Genomic DNA, 17,400 nt, shown 5'->3' on the forward strand with positions numbered 1-17,400 from the left:
GAGCTTAACGGAAAGATATAATCTCTTGCGGAATATACCATGAACCGCCGTATACCGAACGGTACGTACGGTGGTGTAAGAGGACGGGGGCTAGTCGCCCCCTCCTACTCGATTGCGGTACTAGGATGATGTCTGCGTCTTAGACCTTGTGCGCAGCTTCTTGAAGAAATCCTTTAACAGCGCGGCGCACTCCTCCTGCAGGACACCTTCCACAATCTCGGTGCGATGATTGAAGCGGTCTTCTTGCAGCAGGTTCATGAGTGTGCCAGCGCAGCCTGCCTTAGGGTCGCCTGTACCGAACACAACCTGCGGCACGCGGGATTGCACGATAGCTCCTGCGCACATAGGGCAGGGTTCCAATGTGACGTATAGCGTGCAATCTAACAGCCTCCACGCTTGCAGGTGCTGGCTCGCTTCACGGATAGCGATCATCTCCGCGTGAGCGGTTGAATCTAATGTGGTTTCTCGCAGATTATAGCCTCGGCCGATAATTTCACCTTTGTGGACAACTACAGCGCCGATCGGAACCTCGCCTATGGCCTCGGCTTTCTTCGCTTCTTCGATGGCTTGTCGCATCCAATGAGCATGTATGAGCAATGGATTGAGCTCATTGCGGCCCGAAAGTTCTTCGTTCATGCGGCACTCCTTCCAGATTATTTCCTGTATTTATTCCCCGAACAAATATTCGTTGTTAACATACTGTGAACAACAATGTGGATAAGTAAGGGGTTATACACAGACTTATACACATATTATCCATATCTGCACACATGTTGTGCATAAGTTGTTGATAACTATATATTGTAGGTTTAATATGCAGTAAAATCAACTGTTTTATGACATGCCCCGTCCCTTTATTCTAGTAAGATGGGTTACAGTTGAATAGGGAATGGACAATTCTATGGGAAGTAGCTATGATCAAAACAAGGCTCCATCATAAACCAACATCAAGATGTAGAAGAGGAGTATAATGGATGCGTTTATCGATCAAAAGTAAAGTCTCTTTATCCATTTCATGCACAGTACTACTCGTCTTTTTTGCTTATATCGTACTTAATTATTATATGACCAAGAGCAAGCTTGTATATGAAATGGAAGAACGGATGAAGGTTATTACCCAGCAGATCTCCATCACCATGCAGCAATCTCATCATGTGGATGAAGCCATTGAGAATATGCTTACGGAATGGCTGTATAATGCCTCTATGGAAGCTGCGAAGAGACTGCCGCTCGAGTATGAACAGATTACGGATCAAGATCTTGTCGATCTAACCCATGAGCTTGGCATAACCCATATCGCTCTACTTCAATATACTGCGAATAAAGAGGATATTATCGTTGGTCGTTCAACAGATAAGAGCATAGAAGGATTATCGACTAAAGAGTGGGGCATATGGCACAAGGCTCTTAGACAGCTAATGGACTCCGGTGAAGTGACTATGCCGCAGGGAGTGAAGAAGGATAACTTCTGGTTAGGACCATTCGATAGGTCAGCGTCCAACCCTGGTTATATGGACAAATGGGGATACTATTATGATGACCAACGAGATTACATCATTAGCATTTGCCTTCAGGACAGAATGGTCCTGGATATGTTTTTTACGACGACGCCTGACCAGATGGTCGAAGAAACACTGCAGCTGCAGCCAACGGTTCTGGAAATTACAGCTTTCAACCCTCTTATAGTGGACTATTTTGATGTGCTTCCGACCAGCCCAACTATAAATAAGGTTGAATTCCAAACCAACCAGCCTATTCTGTTTGGCTCCTATCAATATCAAGTGGATCAGGATAAGGATCATATCAGGCAAGCCTACGAAACAGGACTTCCGGTATTTACGGAATGCCAGTCCCAAGATAAGGATCTGTTGAAGAGCTTTATACCGATCCGAGATGAAAAGAGTACTTATGTGTTAAGTGTGGTCGTGGATGCGGAGCCGTTGAAGGCGACGCTTAAAGACCAGCTGCTATCGAATATAGTTATTGGGTTAGTGACGCTTGATATTGTATTTATGATCAGCTATATGCTGGCTGGATGGTTTTTCAGACCAATTCAGAATATATTGCAGAAGGTTAATATGTTGGCGGTTGGTCAATTCAATACACCTTTGATCGTAACGCGTAATGATGAATTGGGGAGGCTTGCAGAACGGATTAATCTGATGGGTGACAGCTTGAACGAATCCACCACACAGCTTCGCAACTTATATGAAGAGAACCGCTCGATGAAGGATCAGCTGGAATCATTTATTAACCAATCCACGGATGCTATTCATGTAACGGACTTGCAGGGAAGAGTAGAGCGGGTCAATCAAGCGTTCAGCGGTATGTTCGGATGGACGGAAGATGAGATTAAGGGGAAGCAGCTGCCGATTATTCCTTCTGACTTAAGTAAAGATATTCAGGAGATCGAGGATTTGCTGCAAAGCGGCAAGGCAGGAGGCGCGCTGGAAACGATACGGCTAACGAAGGATAACCGGCTGCTTGATGTCAGCGTGAGCACCTCGCCCATCATGGACGATTCGGGCAAGCCTTCTGCTTGGGCCAGCATCACGCGTGATATCACGAACCGCAAGCAAATGGAAGAATTGCTGCGCCGTTCCGAGAAGTTGACGACAGTAGGGCAATTAGCGGCGGGGGTTGCTCATGAGATTCGCAATCCGTTGACCACCTTGAAGGGATTCATTCAGCTTCAGCAGCGGACTGGCACCCATAATCCTATGCATACCTCCCTCATGCTGTCTGAGTTGGATCGCATTAATTTAATCGTCGGTGAGTTTTTGGTGTTGTCCAAGCCTCATGCGGCTCGCTTTCAAGAGAAGGATATTCGTCAAGTGCTGCAAGAGGTACTCACACTAATGGATAGCTTGGCACAGCCGGATGGGATCTTCTGTGTGACTCATTTTGCGGATGAAGTGCCGTCTGTGATGTGCGAAGAGAATCAGTTGAAGCAAGTGTTCATTAATATTATCAAAAATGCGATCGAAGCGCTGCCGCAAGGTGGTACTATCGAACTGACTGTAGATACATTGGATGAGGGCAGGGTGAGAGTTCAAGTCCAGGATAATGGGGTGGGTATATCACCTAACGACCTTTCCAAGATCGGAGATCCCTTCTATACGAATAAGGAGAAAGGAACGGGCCTTGGACTTATGGTATCCCAGCGTATCATATACAACCATAAGGGGACCATGGATATCCAGAGCCAGCTGAGCGAGGGCACTCTGATTACGATTACTTTGCCTGCTATGGAGAAGGCGGCTTCCGATCAGAATGATATCGATACGAGAATAGTCGTACGATAATAGAATAATAGATAAAAGGGCTGTCGAACGTGAATAGGTATTCTGCGAAGAGTACCATTCATCGTATCGACAGCCCTTGTCGTTTAAGGCGCGATGGTTGTTTCAGGTGTGTTAACCGCGTACTTGCGCAGTATAGATACTTCTACACGACGGTTCTGCGCTCTGCCTTCTGGTGTATCATTCGTTGCGACAGGGTGGTATTCTCCCATTCCAACTGCTTGGAAATTCTTTGGATCCAGTCCCGATTGTTCCAGTACGACCTTCATAAATGTCAGTGCCCGTGCTGAGCTAAGATCCCAGTTGGACTCGAACTTAGAATTCTTGATCGGCATGTTATCGGTGTGACCACTGATGACAATCTGGTAGCCCTGATAGTTCTTGATCATATCTCCAATGGTTAGGGCAAGCTTCTCAGCTTCTGGTTTAAGTGAAGCTACCCCAGAGCCAAACAAGGCGCTGTCTTTAATCGTTATCTTCAACTCAGAGTGGTTCAGCTTCGTACTTAACTGGTCCGACAGTCCATTCTGCTTAATGTACTGTTGTACGTTCTCCTGCAATTCCTCCAGCTTCTGCTGTTCTTGCTGAGCTTGCATGGTATAAGGATCCTGAGTTTCCTTATCGGCAGTCTTCTCCTTGCTCTCAAACGCTTCGCTTAACGTATCAGGCTGGCTTCCGCCCTTAGGCATGAGGGAATTCTGATCCAGAATACTATCACCTGCACCGCCGTTGCTGCTAAAAGCAATGCTGAAGGCATCGCGCATCTGTTCGAATTTCTGCGAGTCAATCGCAGACATTGCGTACATAACGATGAACAACGCCAGTAGGAGCGTAAGCAGGTCAGAGTATGGAAGCAGCCAAGATTCGTCGGCATGTTCCTCGTGATGCTCTGAACGCTTCTTCTTATTCACCGCTCGCATCCTCCTTCTCATTCAAACGAGTGCGTTCCGCAGGCGTTAAGAAGACAGAAAGCTTCTGGTTAATCGCGATTGTGGATACACCGGATTGAATGGATAAGAGTCCTTCCACCATCATTAATCGAATCTGCATCTCACTGCTAGACAAGCGTTTCAGCTTGGTTGAGATCGGGTGCCACAAGACATAACCTGTAAATATACCAAGGAGCGTAGCGATAAATGCAGCCGCGATCGCATGAGTCAAGGCTCCCATATCGGACATATCCGCGAGAGCGGCAATCAGACCGATAACCGCGCCCAATACCCCTAGCGTTGGCGCATACATACCAGCCTGCGAGAAGATCAAGGCGCCAGCGCGGTGCCGTTCTTCCGTAGCGTGGATATCTTCCAATAGGACATCACGCACGAACTCTTGCTCGTTGCCGTCAATAATCATGCGCATTCCGCCGCGCAGGAAATCATCTTCGATCTCATCAATGCGGGACTCAAGCGCGAGTAACCCTTCACGACGAGTAATCGACGCCCACTCCATAAATAGTTTAATTAATTGAACTCGATCCACTAATTGCTGTTTCACGAACAGCATCTTGAACAGCTGCGGCAGCTTCTTCAGCTCTTTGAGCGGGAAGGCAACAAACAGGGAAGCAGCTGTACCTCCAAAAATAATAATATAGGCTGCAGGGTTATTTACTAAGTTGATCAACGGCGCTCCCTTAAAATACATCCCTAGCAAAAGGGACGCTAACCCCAGCACTATGCCGATTAATGTTGATTTTTCCATGTCGAACATCCACCTCATCCATGAGTATAATGTTGCTTCCGTGCGTCATCCAATGACTAGTGGCCGCTATCGGCAAATAGCGACGCTTCATCCTATTTATCGGTATGAAATATGCTAAATGTTAGATGTAAATGAAATACGGGTTGTCCCAATTGCGATCATAGCGCATTGGTGAAGCGATAGGGTTGTGCTACAATACGAGTAACTTGAATATTTACTGTAAGCATTAGAGGGAGTGGATCGTTGAGATGGCTGTAAGATTTACGAGACCTTATAAAGAGATATTGTTGGATATGGCTAGTGCGCTGGGCCGAATTGAGGATAGCTACACTTTCTTAGACATTGAAGCGGGTGATTGGGAACAGATGACGCCGGAAGATCGTCACGAAGTGCTGGAAGCGCTTGCGGATGACCTGTTCTACGGTCTGGGACAAGAGAATATCTTGTTTGTGGGAAGCGGAAGCATCCGATATGATCGCGAGTTTCATAACTTTGAAGTGTCGAACGAGCATGAGGCTGTAGGCGTTATCGCATTGCTGGATGCTTAGAGCAGTATGGAGATGCATAGGGCAGCATAGGGATGCTTATAATTGCAGCGTAATCTCTATTGATGCTTCTTGTGGTGTGGGCAGTGAGATCCGAGATGCTATTGGCTGCTAGACATAAGTCACTTGGAAGCATAGGCGAGAAAAGGGAGAGATACAGGATGGTTAACCGTAACACGTTCACTGTAGTCATGACACCGGACGAGCTTGCAGCGCGATTGAAACATGCAGCGGAAGGCGATGGGAGCGTAGTAGCGGCAGACTGTCGTTATTGGCTTACTGAGCCGCAGCGCGGAAGAGAAGCATACCTAGAAGGTCATATTCCTGGAGCCGTGTACTTCGATATGAATCAGGATCTATCATCAGCTGTTAAAGAGCATGGCGGACGGCATCCGCTGCCTGACCCTGCGCGACTGGCAGACAAGCTGACGGAAGCGGGCATTACTCGCACGAGCACAATCGTCGCCTATGATGAGCAGGGAGGCTCTGGTGCCAGCCGCTTGTGGTGGCTGCTGCAGTGGATGGGCCATGAAGGCGATGTGCTGCTGCTCGATGGCGGTTGGGTGGCTTGGCAGGCGGCAGGCTTGCCTGTGGAGAAGGGAGTGGCAGCGGCGGCTGGCGTGGATGGAATGCGTTATGAGCCTAACGTGCAAGTGCAGTTGGTACTCGGTATGGAAGATGTGAAGGCTAGGCTGGGCCGTAGCGATGTCGTGCTCATTGACTCGCGCGACGGGCAGCGCTATCGCGGCGAGGTGGAGCCGATGGACCGCGTGGCGGGACATATCCCAGGCGCGGTGAATCAGCCATGGCAGCGGAACTTGGACGCTGCAGGCGCGTGGCTTGCGACGGACGACCAGCGGGAGCGTTGGTCGGAAGTGGTGGGCGATGCCGCAGAGATCATCGTGTACTGCGGCTCCGGTGTTACCGCGTGCCCGAACATTCGCGGCTTGTGGCAGGCGGGCTACCGCCAGGCGAAGCTGTATGCGGGCAGTTGGAGCGACTGGAGCTCGTACGAGGAGAATCCAGTTGCGGTGGGGGACGAGGAGAAGGCTTGATCGATATAATAGTATGCGACTTGAAGTACATCGCTCATGTAGCGATGTACTTCTTTGGTTTGTGCCCAGGATCGCTGAGGTCAACACGGAGTCAACAAAATGGTGATCTAAGATGATTACAGCGGAAGTCAATTGTTCGCGTGTTGCTGTTGCCGTTCGCATACGAATCACTACTCTAAAGAATGATTTCAAAAAGGCCGTCAAAACTATGGCGGCGATGATCGGGCGGCAACGCGATTGTCCTTGAAAAAGCTACGCTACATCAAAAATTTGACCACCCGAATACCGGCCTCAAAATCTTGCGAATCCAATAAGCCATTACCGTCGTTGCGGTCCATGAGCTGCGCTTCTGTTGGATGTATTGATCGTTGATAATATAAGTCCGTGTGGAAGTAGGGCTCTTCAGGCCGAACTTTTCCCACTTCGCCGGATCATTCGAACCTCCGAGCCTTATAAGCATATTTGAAGACTCACTATTTATTTTAGCCGGAATTTGCTCGTATGCTTGGGTGATTTGCGCATGAAATTCGTCGATCGGATTGCGGCTAGCAAGGCTCTCCAAGTGGATGCCTTCGCGAATGTAAGAAACGTATGCCAGATGGTCAGCCCAGAACTGGTCGATATAAAAAAGCCGTACTCGCTGCTCCGAAGGACTCATCGGCTTCTCGCCTCTCAAAATTCCGAGCCGCTCCTCGTATAGAATTCGCCTCTGATCCTCTACCATATCCGAATAACTGTTAAGTTCCTGGCGGATATGGAAGTTTTGGCCCATAATAACGCGCTGAATATGCGTGATTTTGCTACGGAGCACCGACTCTTCGAGAGCCTCATCCTGCCTAGGAGCGCGAATCGCTTGATTGATGCCGAACCGAAGTATTAACTCGTCCTCCAAGCTTACGAAAAATACGGAAGCTCCCGGGTCGCCTTGGCGGCCAGAACGTCCGCGCAGTTGGTCGTCGATCCGCACGCTTTCGTTCACATGTGTACCAATCACGTACAACCCGCCCAGCTTGGCGACAACTTCAGCTTGCATGGGGTTGCCGCCGCCGAGCCGAATGTCGACGCCGCGTCCGGCCATATTCGTAGACACTGTCACGGCCCCGATTTCTCCCGCTTTGGCGATGACCTCGGCTTCTTTTGCGTCGTTCTTCGCATTCAGAACATGGCAAGGTATGTCGGCAACCGCTAGCGCCTCCGCTAGCATGTCAGACTCCTCGACGCTTGACGTACCAATGAGAATTGGACGTCCCGTCGCATGGACTGACGAGATTTTTTGTACAAGCGCCTTAAGTTTGGCTTCTTTATGGCTATAAATCCGATGCGGATGGTCGATCCGTATGTTTGGTCGGTTCGGTGGGATTTGCACGACCTGCAGCTCATAAATATCTTCGAATTCTATTGCGGAAGCGTGCGCGGTAGCCGTCATTCCGCAAATCCTCGGATACAGGTCAATGAAGTGTTGAAGAGTGATCGTCCCGAGAATTTTCCCGCCGGCTGTCGACTGCAGCCCTTCTTTGGCCGCAAGCGCGGCTTGCAGCCCGTCCGGCAGAAACCTGTTCTCCGCCACGCGGCCGGTATATTCTTCGATCAGCTCGATTGTACCGTCCCGGACAATGTAATCGACGTCTTTTTTTAATAACGATTCCACATGCAGCGCGCAATTTAATGACGTTAACAAATGACTATTATGGCTATCGTACAAATTGCCGCATCCCAGCAGCGACTCCGCTTTCGCAGAGCCTGCTTCATTCAAGTAAACGTTCCGCTGAAACTCGTCGAAGTCGTAATGCTCTACTTGCTTGAGCTGCCGAGCCACTTCTGCGAAACGAATGCCGTCGTTGCTGGAAGAGTCCGACTCACCGGTGATGACTAGCGGTACCCGTGCTTCGTCGAGAAGCAGTGAATCCGCTTCGTCGACGATGACGTAGTGGAAAGGACGATGCACGGTATCGGCTTCGTCTAGTGCGATCGTGTCGCGCAAATAATCGAATCCCGCCTCTTTAGCCGTAACATAGGTTATATCCTTGGCGTACGCTTCCCGTTTCTCGAACAGGCTCATGCCCGCTTGAACCGAGTTTACCGTTAACCCGAGGAAACGATAGATCGGGCCCATCCACTCCGCATCTCGATTTGCCAAATAATCGTTAAAAGTCAGCACATGAACGCCTTCGCTGGTCAGCGCATTTAGATAAGCAGGCATAACAGCAGAGAGCGTTTTTCCTTCACCGGTATGCTGCTCGATCAAAAATCCCTCGTGCAGAGCGATGGCAGCCATGATCTGGACATCGTAAGGCTGTAATCCGAGCTTTCTCTTCGCTGCCTCGCAGACTAATGCATAAGCATCGACAAGCAGCTCATCCAAAGGCGTACCCGATTTTGCGTCTTTTTGCAGCCGGAGGGATTCCGCTTGAAGCTGTTGATCGTCCCATGCTTCCAAATTCCGTTTCCTGATGAGCTCGACTTTGTCCTGATAGACTTTCAGCTTATTCTGGGTATCGCAATCTTTGAATTTTTGCATCAACTTGACGGCTATATTCATAGGAATTTGATCTCCCCTCGGTAGAAATACGCTTAGTTTTGAACAAGAATCAGACGCGGCTATACTTCCACATTGTAAGACTATAGACGAGAAATTGGCCCAATCCCAACAATCCGAAAGTGATTAAAGTATAGACAGCATTATCTTTAATAGGTAAAACAAACCCTGTTAACAAGCATAAAAGGGATCCTTTCTAGTTGTTGATTGGGGTTTATTGTAATTTATGGAATGTAAAATGTAAATAATATATTGCATTTTGGAAGCTATCCTAGTCATTGATAAGCAAAAAAAGACGGCAACAGGTTCATCACAGTCTCTCCCCATCGGTGAATTATTCTCGTTTCTTCAAAATATTGATCGTGAATGGACTGGATCGACCGGTTGCGGGTGCTGGTGTGGCAAAGGAAATGTAGACAGAGAAAAGGTCGCCGATGCTCGCTATCTTCTTGCCGTGCACAATCGTGGAGATGGTTTACGATCCAATTACAGAGGATATGGGAAGCATATGGGGGAAGAGTTCGCATTAAAAGATTAGTGCGAAAATGTAATCGTCTTTGGCGGCAGTAACTAGCTGGAACGATTGGATTTCGTACGAGGAGAATCCGGTGGCGACGGGGGAGAGTAGTTGTTGTGATAACTGTCGCAATACATTTTCCCTGGTTGTTGATCTAATGGAGTGATATATTAAGTATAAAATATCCAAAATATTGATCTGAGACTTAAAGGTTCAAAAATATAACGTTATAGGAATTCAGAGTAGATCATTAGTACTTTAATATCGATAAGAGTTACATTTCTAATATGGGGGGGGAGATTTATGAGTGCCAAGCAACCCAACATGAGTCTATTTACACTAATAGTATCTATCATAATTTTGATATACCTTTTCTTCGTAGTTATTCCATATGGTGAACAGTATAATTTTTTTAGTGAAGGAAGTGGACCACAAGAGGATAAGGTTCTATCATTCTTTTTCATGACAACCCCAATATATATTGGATATCTTATCTATATATTCAAATCTTCTGAGAAAGTAACTTATCTATATTGTTTGAATTTCCCTCTAACATTTTTTAATATATATGTGTTCTTATTCATATGTTTTACAGCTGTAACAGGAGGTGCAATATTATGGTTAATGGTTATTACAGCGATATTTCCTATAATATTGATTCCTGTTAGTTTCGCAGTAGGGTTAAAGAAAGATATAAATTATCTGATGAAAAAGAAGTAACGTTTTCACGAGGGCATTAACAAGAAGTCGAAGAAACCGCCAAAGGATAGTCGAAACGGGTATGCTCATATATAATATTTGTAAATTATTACAGATAGGGCGAGGGTAGTTATGATCTTGTGGTTTCGGCATTTGCCGCATAAAAGTTTGGATATGTCAGAATGGACCCCTTTCATACAAAATGATTGGTTTCGAGAGCATTATATAAAATTTGTTTATTTATTGATGGCTATTTTTATATTATCACCCATGTGTTTCGAAGGTAGGTTCACTTTTCTCGCCAATATCGCCCTTATCCCCATTGTTGTTCTTGTTTTTATTTTACATGAAATCAATCACATTCTTGTTGTATACACGAAAGGCGATATTAGCCTAACATTCAAAGGAATATTTTTTTGGCTTAATACAAATGCAACTCTATCCAAAATGAGATTTTGGGTCTTTATGAGTTTGCCATTTATCGTATTATCGGTAGTACCGGGGATTGCTGCGTTTTTTGTCTCAGAAGGTACGATCAAATCGCTACTGTTGTTTATTTGTTGGATAAATTTAATCTTCTCTTCCTCCGATGTTATAAATTCTTTTTTGATTCTAATCAAACCCAATCAATCTGTGTTTTGCAAAGGTTATTACCGAGTAAAATAGTAAGGCTAGGAAGCCGCGTCGGACGCGGGTTGGAGGGCTGTGACAGGTTCGGAGCAGAGCACTCTAGTGGGAAAGTTGGAAGTGTGCATGGGTGAAATAAAAGTAGGGGAGCTATTTTGCTCCCCTTTGTGGTGTTGCCGTATGCTAATGCTGTGTTATGACTAGAGTCTCCACATGGTAGCACAACTGGTAATTCCCGCACCTGTCGACCATATAAAGAACAAGTCACCTTGTACTAATGTACCAGCTTCAATTGCATGATGAAGTGCGAGAAACGGACTGCTTGTGCCTGTGTAGCCGTAAAGATCGCCTGTGTATGGGAATTTATCTACATCTTCCCCTAATGCATCGGCAGTATCTTTAAGTAAACTCTGACGTATTTGACTAATATAATAGTGTTTAACATCACTTTTCTCATATCCATGTCTCTGCAGCAGCATCTCTATATTGGTTACTGCAGTTGGGAAAGCCAATTTGAAGTTATACTCCGGCTTTAGATCGATCATCTTCTCTTCAAGCGTCATATGATCGCCGTACATTTGCGTCATGCCCTTGGCAGGGAATAGCATATCCTTCGCAGTCTGCGTATTCGTGTAGTAAGCAGAATCGATAAGACCATGCTCACCATCCTCCACTCGCTCCAGTAACACCGCACATGCCGCATCTCCGCTAATTCCCTTTGTGGATAAATTCTTATCTTTGTAGAAACGGGAAAGCTGTTCTGACCCAACAAGAAGAGCATATTTCACTTGGGGATTTGTGATCATCGAACGGGCTGCTTGGTCAGCAGCAACAACCATCCCTACGCAGTTCGCATTACTATCATAAATGATACACGTATCTTTGCCCTCTAGAGCTTGATGCACCAAGGCTGCATCAGTAGGTACGCTGTATTCATGTGTGCCGGAGGAGAATACGATCATATCCAGATCGCTTCCTCGGAGGTTATTTTTGGCCAGCAGTGCTTTGGAGGCTTCAATAGCCATATAGACACTGTTCTCTTCATAGGTAGAAGCATAATAACGTTCCTTGCGGCCAAAGTGTGCCCAAAGACCAAGCAGTCTCTCTGCCGATTCTCCGGCATGCTGAGCTAACTCTTCATTGGTTACTTTTAATGATGGGTGGTACACTTCAGTACTTACTATCCTTACGTTAGCCAATATGATCCCTCCTCTGCTAGTGGATTACCATTCATACGGGAGTTCTAAGAGATTCCACGTACAGGTGTATAACTTTGACGTCGTTATTATGTATGCAGGGCAATGTCTGCTCACTTAGTGATTAGACTTGTCCTGATTCATCCTAGGATTTAGCAATTACCCAAGCTTCTTCCACGGTGTCAACAAAGTGTCCTGTGAACCCAGCAGTAGAGGCTACTCTCTGTAATTGGGATCTGGCAACCATTTTCGTAGGGTTAACGAGAACCGCATGCTTAAACCCGTTGTACAACCCATAGCAACGTTCCAGCATAGGCAGGATATCCTGCTTAAATGGCGCCATATCATTGCAGTCAATGATCAAGGACATTTCACGGATAGGTAAAGTTCCAAACATGACCTCGAGTCTATCTACTTGTGCAGCTGTTTCTTCTACGTCTGCAAAGCCATGCAGGCTGACGAACAGTGTGTTGAATTCTGGATGCATCTTAGATTCAGCTATCATTTGTCAAAAACCCCTATTCTGCTTGTTATTTTTGAGCTTACAAGGGTATGTAAATGAATATATATTTAATTATTCATATATATACCGTCTCTATCACTATCGACAATATTCTCCCTAGTTTTGATATTTTAGAGCAAAGTTTTTTATATTTCACTTACTATTAGAGATTCCTAGTCAGATGACCTGTCGTTTCTATACGTTAACCCGATAGCCAATGAAGGAGAACAAACGCAAAAAGCCCGTGTGGGACACGGGCTCCTTTCATTTATGGGACCTGTACAGACTTAGCGCTGCTGATACTGGTTGTTGCTATTATTGCACTGCATTTTGCTGTGTTCAGCGATATTTCCAAAGCTCATCGTAACGAATGGTGTGAATGCCGTTTTGGGCGAAATAACGTTTGAGCCGTTCATCCTGAAACAGTCTACGGTCTGCATCCCTCTCCTTGGCTATTTGCTCGCCTGATATATGGGCGTTCCCGAACGCGCGGATCTCATCGTCCTCAAATGTGGGATGCGTGATTAAGCGATAGATCCCGGGATCGACGGATTCCAGCGCTTGTATGACGCCCAATACGGGTTCATCCTCCATGCCCGGCCCGGTGTAGCGGATATCAGTGGCCACGTTCCGATAGGACATGAGCTGCTCGTTTTGGCACCACTCGTCGAATAGGGAAGGCAGGCGTTCGTCGATTCTTTCGAAGCCCATATGCGTATCGGCGTAAAATGGCTTAAAACCAAGGCTCCTGGCCGCTTCCAACTGAGCCTGAACTTCGGCCATCACTTCTTGAACATTGACACCTGATGTTAACCAATCTTGAGGGGACCGATGCAGTGTGCCGTCTTCCAGCACTAGGCTGGGTACTTGTTTCGGGGGTAATACTGGACCCCAGCGGACGCGGTCCCATTCGGCATGGAGCGTACAGTGAAGGCCGATACAGCATCCATCCTCGCGTGCCAGCAGCTTCGCCGCATCTCGTGCTGCGATACCATTAACCATGAACGAAGCATTGCGCAGCTCCCCGTATTTCCATGCTTCGAAGATAGCTCGATTGGCAGAATAGCTTCCACCCAAGTCGTCGCCTTGCGTAATCAGATAAATTTCTCGTTTCGCCAATATAGACAACCTCCATTTATTTGACAGTATGAATACCCACAAACAGGAGTCGTAAAAAAATATTGCAAACGCATACAATAAATGGTAAGTTCATTTTAGCATTACCAAAACGTTTTGGAAAGTACGAGGTTTTCTAATGACAACTACCATTAAAGATGTTGCGAAGGCGGCGGGGGTGTCCATCACGACCGTGTCTCGCGCACTAAACGGATATTCTGATGTTAATGAAAAAACGAGAAGTCGAATCAAGAAGCTGGCGGAGCAGATGTCATACCGGCCAAACTCGCAGGCGCAAAGCTTGGTATTGAAAAAAACGAATACAATCGGCGTCATTATTTCAGAGCTCACGCGAGCCAGCGCTAAATCCTCATTCTCGTCTGAAGTGCTATGCGGTATAAGCGACCGAGCAAGCGAGCTTAATTATGATATCATCCTGTTCAGCACGAATCCCAGCAAGCAAATGAATAAGACGTATTCCGACCTTTGCCGGGAACGCAATGTAGACGGGGTTATCCTTCAGGGCTTAACGACAACTGATCCCTATTTGCGGGAGGTTATCGATCAAAACACGTTCCCTTCAGTATTAATCGATATTCCTGTCGAAGGCGAGCGGGCGGGACACGTCACGACCGATAATGTAAGCGGAATCAGGAACGCCGTTCGGCATCTGATCGAGCTGGGACACCGGAATATCGCATTTATTAACGGTTACAAAGAGGCGTCGATCAGCGCGGATCGCTTGGCTGGCTACGTGCTGGGGCTGCAGGAGGAGGACATTTCTTACGATTCCAGCAGGGTTGAAGACGGCCGCTTTTCGGAAGAAGGGGGAGCGGAAGCAATCGGTTCCCTGCTATCTCGCCATCCAGACACAACAGCCGTTGTCTGTTCCAGCGATCTTATGGCGCTTGGCGCCTTGCAGAAACTTGAACAGATGGGCAGATCGGTACCCGATACCCTGTCAATCATCGGTTACGATGATATTTCGATCGCTGCCTACTGCACGCCCAAGCTGACAACCGTGCGCCAGGATAAGTATGAGATGGGGTATCAAGCGGCGCAAATGCTTATCGATATGATGGAAGGCCGAAACGTCAATCATAAGATTGTACTGAATAACCAATTAGTGATTCGTGAAAGTACAAAAAGCGTATGAGAAGGCTTCGAGCCTTTTTTCGACCAAAATCCAAAACGTTTCGGAAAAATCGAGCTTTTGAGTTGGTTTAACAATTCCTTCGGGAATTATTAAATAATTGTTCTCAGAAAGAAGGGAGAAGGAAAATGACAAAACAACTTAAACTCACATGGATGATTTGTCTGGCAATCGTTTTGATTTTTACGGGATGCAGCTCCAAGAGCAATGAAGAGAAAAGTCCAAGTACGTCGAACTCGTCGGGAACAAACACCGACAAACAAGAAGGATCTGCTAAGCAAGAGAAGGTCGTGCTTCGCATCCCGCATTACAAAACCGGCCAGAACGTTGGAGGTAAATTCTTCCTTCCACAAGTGGAGCGATTCAATGCAAAGTATGAGGGCAAGTATGAGATTCAAGTCGAAGAAGTGCCGAATGATGACTATAATGACAAGATCAAGCTGCTCGGGCAACAAGGTAAGCTGCCTGCGCTCGTTGAAAGCGGGGCCAGAGAGTTCGTTGAGAGTCTAATTGAAAAAGACGAGATTTACGACCTGAAGCCTTTCCTGGATTCGAAGCCGGAGCTGAAGAAGCTCCTTATCGAGGATTCCATTGCTTATAACACGAGGAACGGCAAAATTTACACCATGCCGCAAGCCGTAGTTCGACCTATCGGACTGTTCTACAACAAGGAAATGTTCGAGCAAGCCGGCATTACAAAGCCGATTGCCCAGATGAATTTCGAGGAATTCGGGCAAGCGCTGCAAACACTTAAGGACAAGGGCTATACGCCGCTTGCCTTGATGACAGGGGAGAACGCCTGGACGACGATGCTGCTTGCTTCCGCCTTCATGGCAAACGAGCCGGGAGCGGCAGAAGTGCTGAAGAGCAACCGCGCCGAGAAGGAATATGACTATTCGAACCCGATGTGGGTCAAGGCATTTGCCGAGGTGCAGAAGTGGATGCAGAACTATACGACGGACAATGCCATCGGAGCTGCTTACGCTGATGCTGCCAACAACTTCTTAAACGAAAGAGCGGCGATTATCGCGAACGGCACTTGGATGGTCGGCGATTTCTCGGATACATCAAAAGCGACAGAAGGCTTTGATAAAAAGGTAGGCGCTTCCCTGTACCCAGGAGGCGTAGGATTGGCGACAACAGCTCAATTTTCTTGGTGGATTCCCAAAGGATTAAAGCAGGAAGAAACGGACGCGGCGCTTGCCTTCATCGAATTCATCCGTTCACCAGAGGAGATCGAGGCGTATATGGTTGCTGAAGGCGGTCAAGCACCGAATGTTCAGACTTCCGCTGAATTCGAATCTAAGCTGAATCCGATACTGGCTGACATGAACAAGTCGGTGACCAGTGATATGAAGCTGATTGCGCAATCTATGGCGGATATCTGGCCGGATCAGATTGCCTCCAAAGATTTTAGTGCCAATCTGCCGCTTCTGGTGCAAGGTAAATTGACGCCAGAGCAACTCGCCGAGCAATTAACGAAGAAAGCGCAGCAATTCAAACCATAAGACGTGACCGATGAGCCCTCCATTGGAAGCAGGAGGGCTCGTCTCATCATAAAGGGGTGAGGATATGAAGATCAGAGGGTTGAACTTGTGGATTGCGGCGTTTTTGGCACCCACGATTCTTGTACTTGCCTTATTCTATATCGTTCCCATTGGGACAGTGCTCGCAACGGGTTTCATGGAATGGGACGGATTAAGGACACCCGTATTTAGTGGTTTGGATAATTATATTCGTCTCATAACCTATGATAATACTTTCTTCATCGCCTTGCGCAATATCTTGTTATGGTCGATTATTGCGGCTACGCTGCACGTCGGATTCGGTACGCTGGTCGCGTTCGTTCTATATAAGAAGCCTTTCGGATGGAGATTTGTCCGGGGAGTATTCATGATACCGATGGTCATCTCTGCCGCCGCTTGGGCGATCATTTATAAGCTTTTCTTCAATGATGAAATCGGAGTTCTGAATCATATGATTCGAAGCATCGGTTTTACCGATTTTCATGTCAATTGGTTTTTTGAGTCGCCAGCCGCTTTTTTTGCAATTACACTCACTTGGTTGTTCTATGCCGTATATGTCACGTTGATCGTCTACAACGATTTGATGGCCATTCCTAAAGAGGTGCATGAGGCTGCGCTGCTGGATGGAGCGAGCGAGTGGCAGATCGTTCGATATATTAATTTGCCGCTCGTCAAGAAAGCGGTCGCGACCGGTATTATATTATCGGTTACCTCGCGAATCGCAGGCTTCGAGGAAGTTGCGCTCACTACCAGAGGTGGACCGGGCAACGATACTTATAACATTACGCTGATGCTATATGACGGCATCGTCAATTACGATTACGGCTATGCCAATGCGGCAGCGACCGTCATGATTCTTCTCGGAATTCTTGTTCTCCTGGTGATTAACAGGGTGTTCAAGATGAATGAGAGCACGTATTAAGATAAG

14 protein-coding genes are annotated in these 17,400 nt (G+C 46.9%); 7 read left to right on the forward strand and 7 right to left on the reverse strand.

All coding sequences use genetic code 11. From position 1 onward, the window contains the following. Window positions 1-120 precede the first annotated feature (120 nt). Entirely contained in the window at window positions 121-636 is a 516-nt protein-coding gene (tadA, locus tag AC3WTP_RS20440) for a tRNA adenosine(34) deaminase TadA (protein WP_492396484.1), read from the reverse strand. A gap of 338 nt (window positions 637-974) precedes the next feature. Between tadA and AC3WTP_RS20445 the strand changes: the two genes are divergently transcribed. Further along, window positions 975-3,305, forward strand: a complete 2,331-nt coding sequence (locus tag AC3WTP_RS20445) for an ATP-binding protein (RefSeq protein WP_492396485.1) — start codon at window positions 975-977, stop codon at window positions 3,303-3,305. A gap of 83 nt (window positions 3,306-3,388) precedes the next feature. Here AC3WTP_RS20445 and AC3WTP_RS20450 read toward each other — a convergent pair whose 3' ends face one another. Then, window positions 3,389-4,213 carry a flagellar motor protein MotB gene (locus tag AC3WTP_RS20450; protein ID WP_492396486.1) on the reverse strand — a complete coding sequence of 275 codons (825 nt, stop codon included), beginning with the start codon at window positions 4,211-4,213 and terminating at the stop codon, window positions 3,389-3,391. Then, window positions 4,206-5,000: a flagellar motor stator protein MotA gene (motA, locus tag AC3WTP_RS20455; RefSeq protein WP_492396487.1), complete on the reverse strand. Its 795-nt coding sequence runs from the start codon at window positions 4,998-5,000 to the stop codon at window positions 4,206-4,208. The genes AC3WTP_RS20450 and motA overlap by 8 nt, the downstream gene beginning before the upstream one ends. A gap of 248 nt (window positions 5,001-5,248) precedes the next feature. Here motA and AC3WTP_RS20460 point away from each other — a divergent pair, with 248 nt between their 5' ends. Together AC3WTP_RS20460 and AC3WTP_RS20465 are read left to right on the forward strand one after the other, a co-directional pair. Next, the gene (locus AC3WTP_RS20460) at window positions 5,249-5,548 is read left to right on the forward strand and encodes a hypothetical protein (protein ID WP_492396488.1); all 300 of its coding nucleotides are present in this window, start codon (window positions 5,249-5,251) and stop codon (window positions 5,546-5,548) included. 158 nt (window positions 5,549-5,706) lie between these two features. Then, entirely contained in the window at window positions 5,707-6,600 is an 894-nt protein-coding gene (locus AC3WTP_RS20465) for a sulfurtransferase (protein WP_492396489.1), read from the forward strand. Window positions 6,601-6,862: 262 nt separating this feature from the next. Here the strand turns inward: AC3WTP_RS20465 and AC3WTP_RS20470 are convergent, their stop codons facing one another. Then, window positions 6,863-9,139: a preprotein translocase subunit SecA gene (locus AC3WTP_RS20470; RefSeq protein ID WP_492396490.1), complete on the reverse strand. Its 2,277-nt coding sequence runs from the start codon at window positions 9,137-9,139 to the stop codon at window positions 6,863-6,865. 1,345 nt (window positions 9,140-10,484) lie between these two features. Between AC3WTP_RS20470 and AC3WTP_RS20475 the strand changes: the two genes are divergently transcribed. Then, a complete protein-coding gene (locus AC3WTP_RS20475) occupies window positions 10,485-11,018 on the forward strand; it encodes a DUF3267 domain-containing protein (RefSeq protein ID WP_492396491.1) in 534 nt (177 codons plus the stop codon). 161 nt (window positions 11,019-11,179) lie between these two features. Here the strand turns inward: AC3WTP_RS20475 and AC3WTP_RS20480 are convergent, their stop codons facing one another. The 3 genes from AC3WTP_RS20480 to AC3WTP_RS20490 form a co-directional block, all read right to left on the reverse strand. After that, on the reverse strand, window positions 11,180-12,178 hold the full coding sequence (locus AC3WTP_RS20480; protein WP_492396492.1) for a ketoacyl-ACP synthase III: 999 nt from the start codon (window positions 12,176-12,178) through the stop codon (window positions 11,180-11,182). Window positions 12,179-12,320: 142 nt separating this feature from the next. Next, entirely contained in the window at window positions 12,321-12,680 is a 360-nt protein-coding gene (locus tag AC3WTP_RS20485) for a hypothetical protein (protein ID WP_492396493.1), read from the reverse strand. 336 nt (window positions 12,681-13,016) lie between these two features. After that, window positions 13,017-13,796 (reverse strand): ChbG/HpnK family deacetylase, encoded by a 780-nt coding sequence (locus AC3WTP_RS20490; protein ID WP_492396494.1) that lies wholly within the window; start codon window positions 13,794-13,796, stop codon window positions 13,017-13,019. A gap of 136 nt (window positions 13,797-13,932) precedes the next feature. Between AC3WTP_RS20490 and AC3WTP_RS20495 the strand changes: the two genes are divergently transcribed. The 3 genes from AC3WTP_RS20495 to AC3WTP_RS20505 all read left to right on the forward strand — a co-directional run bounded on the left by AC3WTP_RS20495 (window position 13,933) and on the right by AC3WTP_RS20505 (window position 17,394). Beyond that, entirely contained in the window at window positions 13,933-14,949 is a 1,017-nt protein-coding gene (locus AC3WTP_RS20495; RefSeq protein ID WP_492396495.1) for a LacI family DNA-binding transcriptional regulator, read from the forward strand. Window positions 14,950-15,074: 125 nt separating this feature from the next. Next, the gene (locus tag AC3WTP_RS20500; protein WP_492396496.1) at window positions 15,075-16,454 is read left to right on the forward strand and encodes an ABC transporter substrate-binding protein; all 1,380 of its coding nucleotides are present in this window, start codon (window positions 15,075-15,077) and stop codon (window positions 16,452-16,454) included. A 64-nt stretch (window positions 16,455-16,518) separates the two neighbouring features. Beyond that, window positions 16,519-17,394: a carbohydrate ABC transporter permease gene (locus AC3WTP_RS20505; protein WP_492396497.1), complete on the forward strand. Its 876-nt coding sequence runs from the start codon at window positions 16,519-16,521 to the stop codon at window positions 17,392-17,394. Window positions 17,395-17,400 lie beyond the last annotated feature (6 nt).

The sequence above is a fragment of the Paenibacillus sp. EB106-04-04-XG159 genome (genome assembly GCF_058791835.1).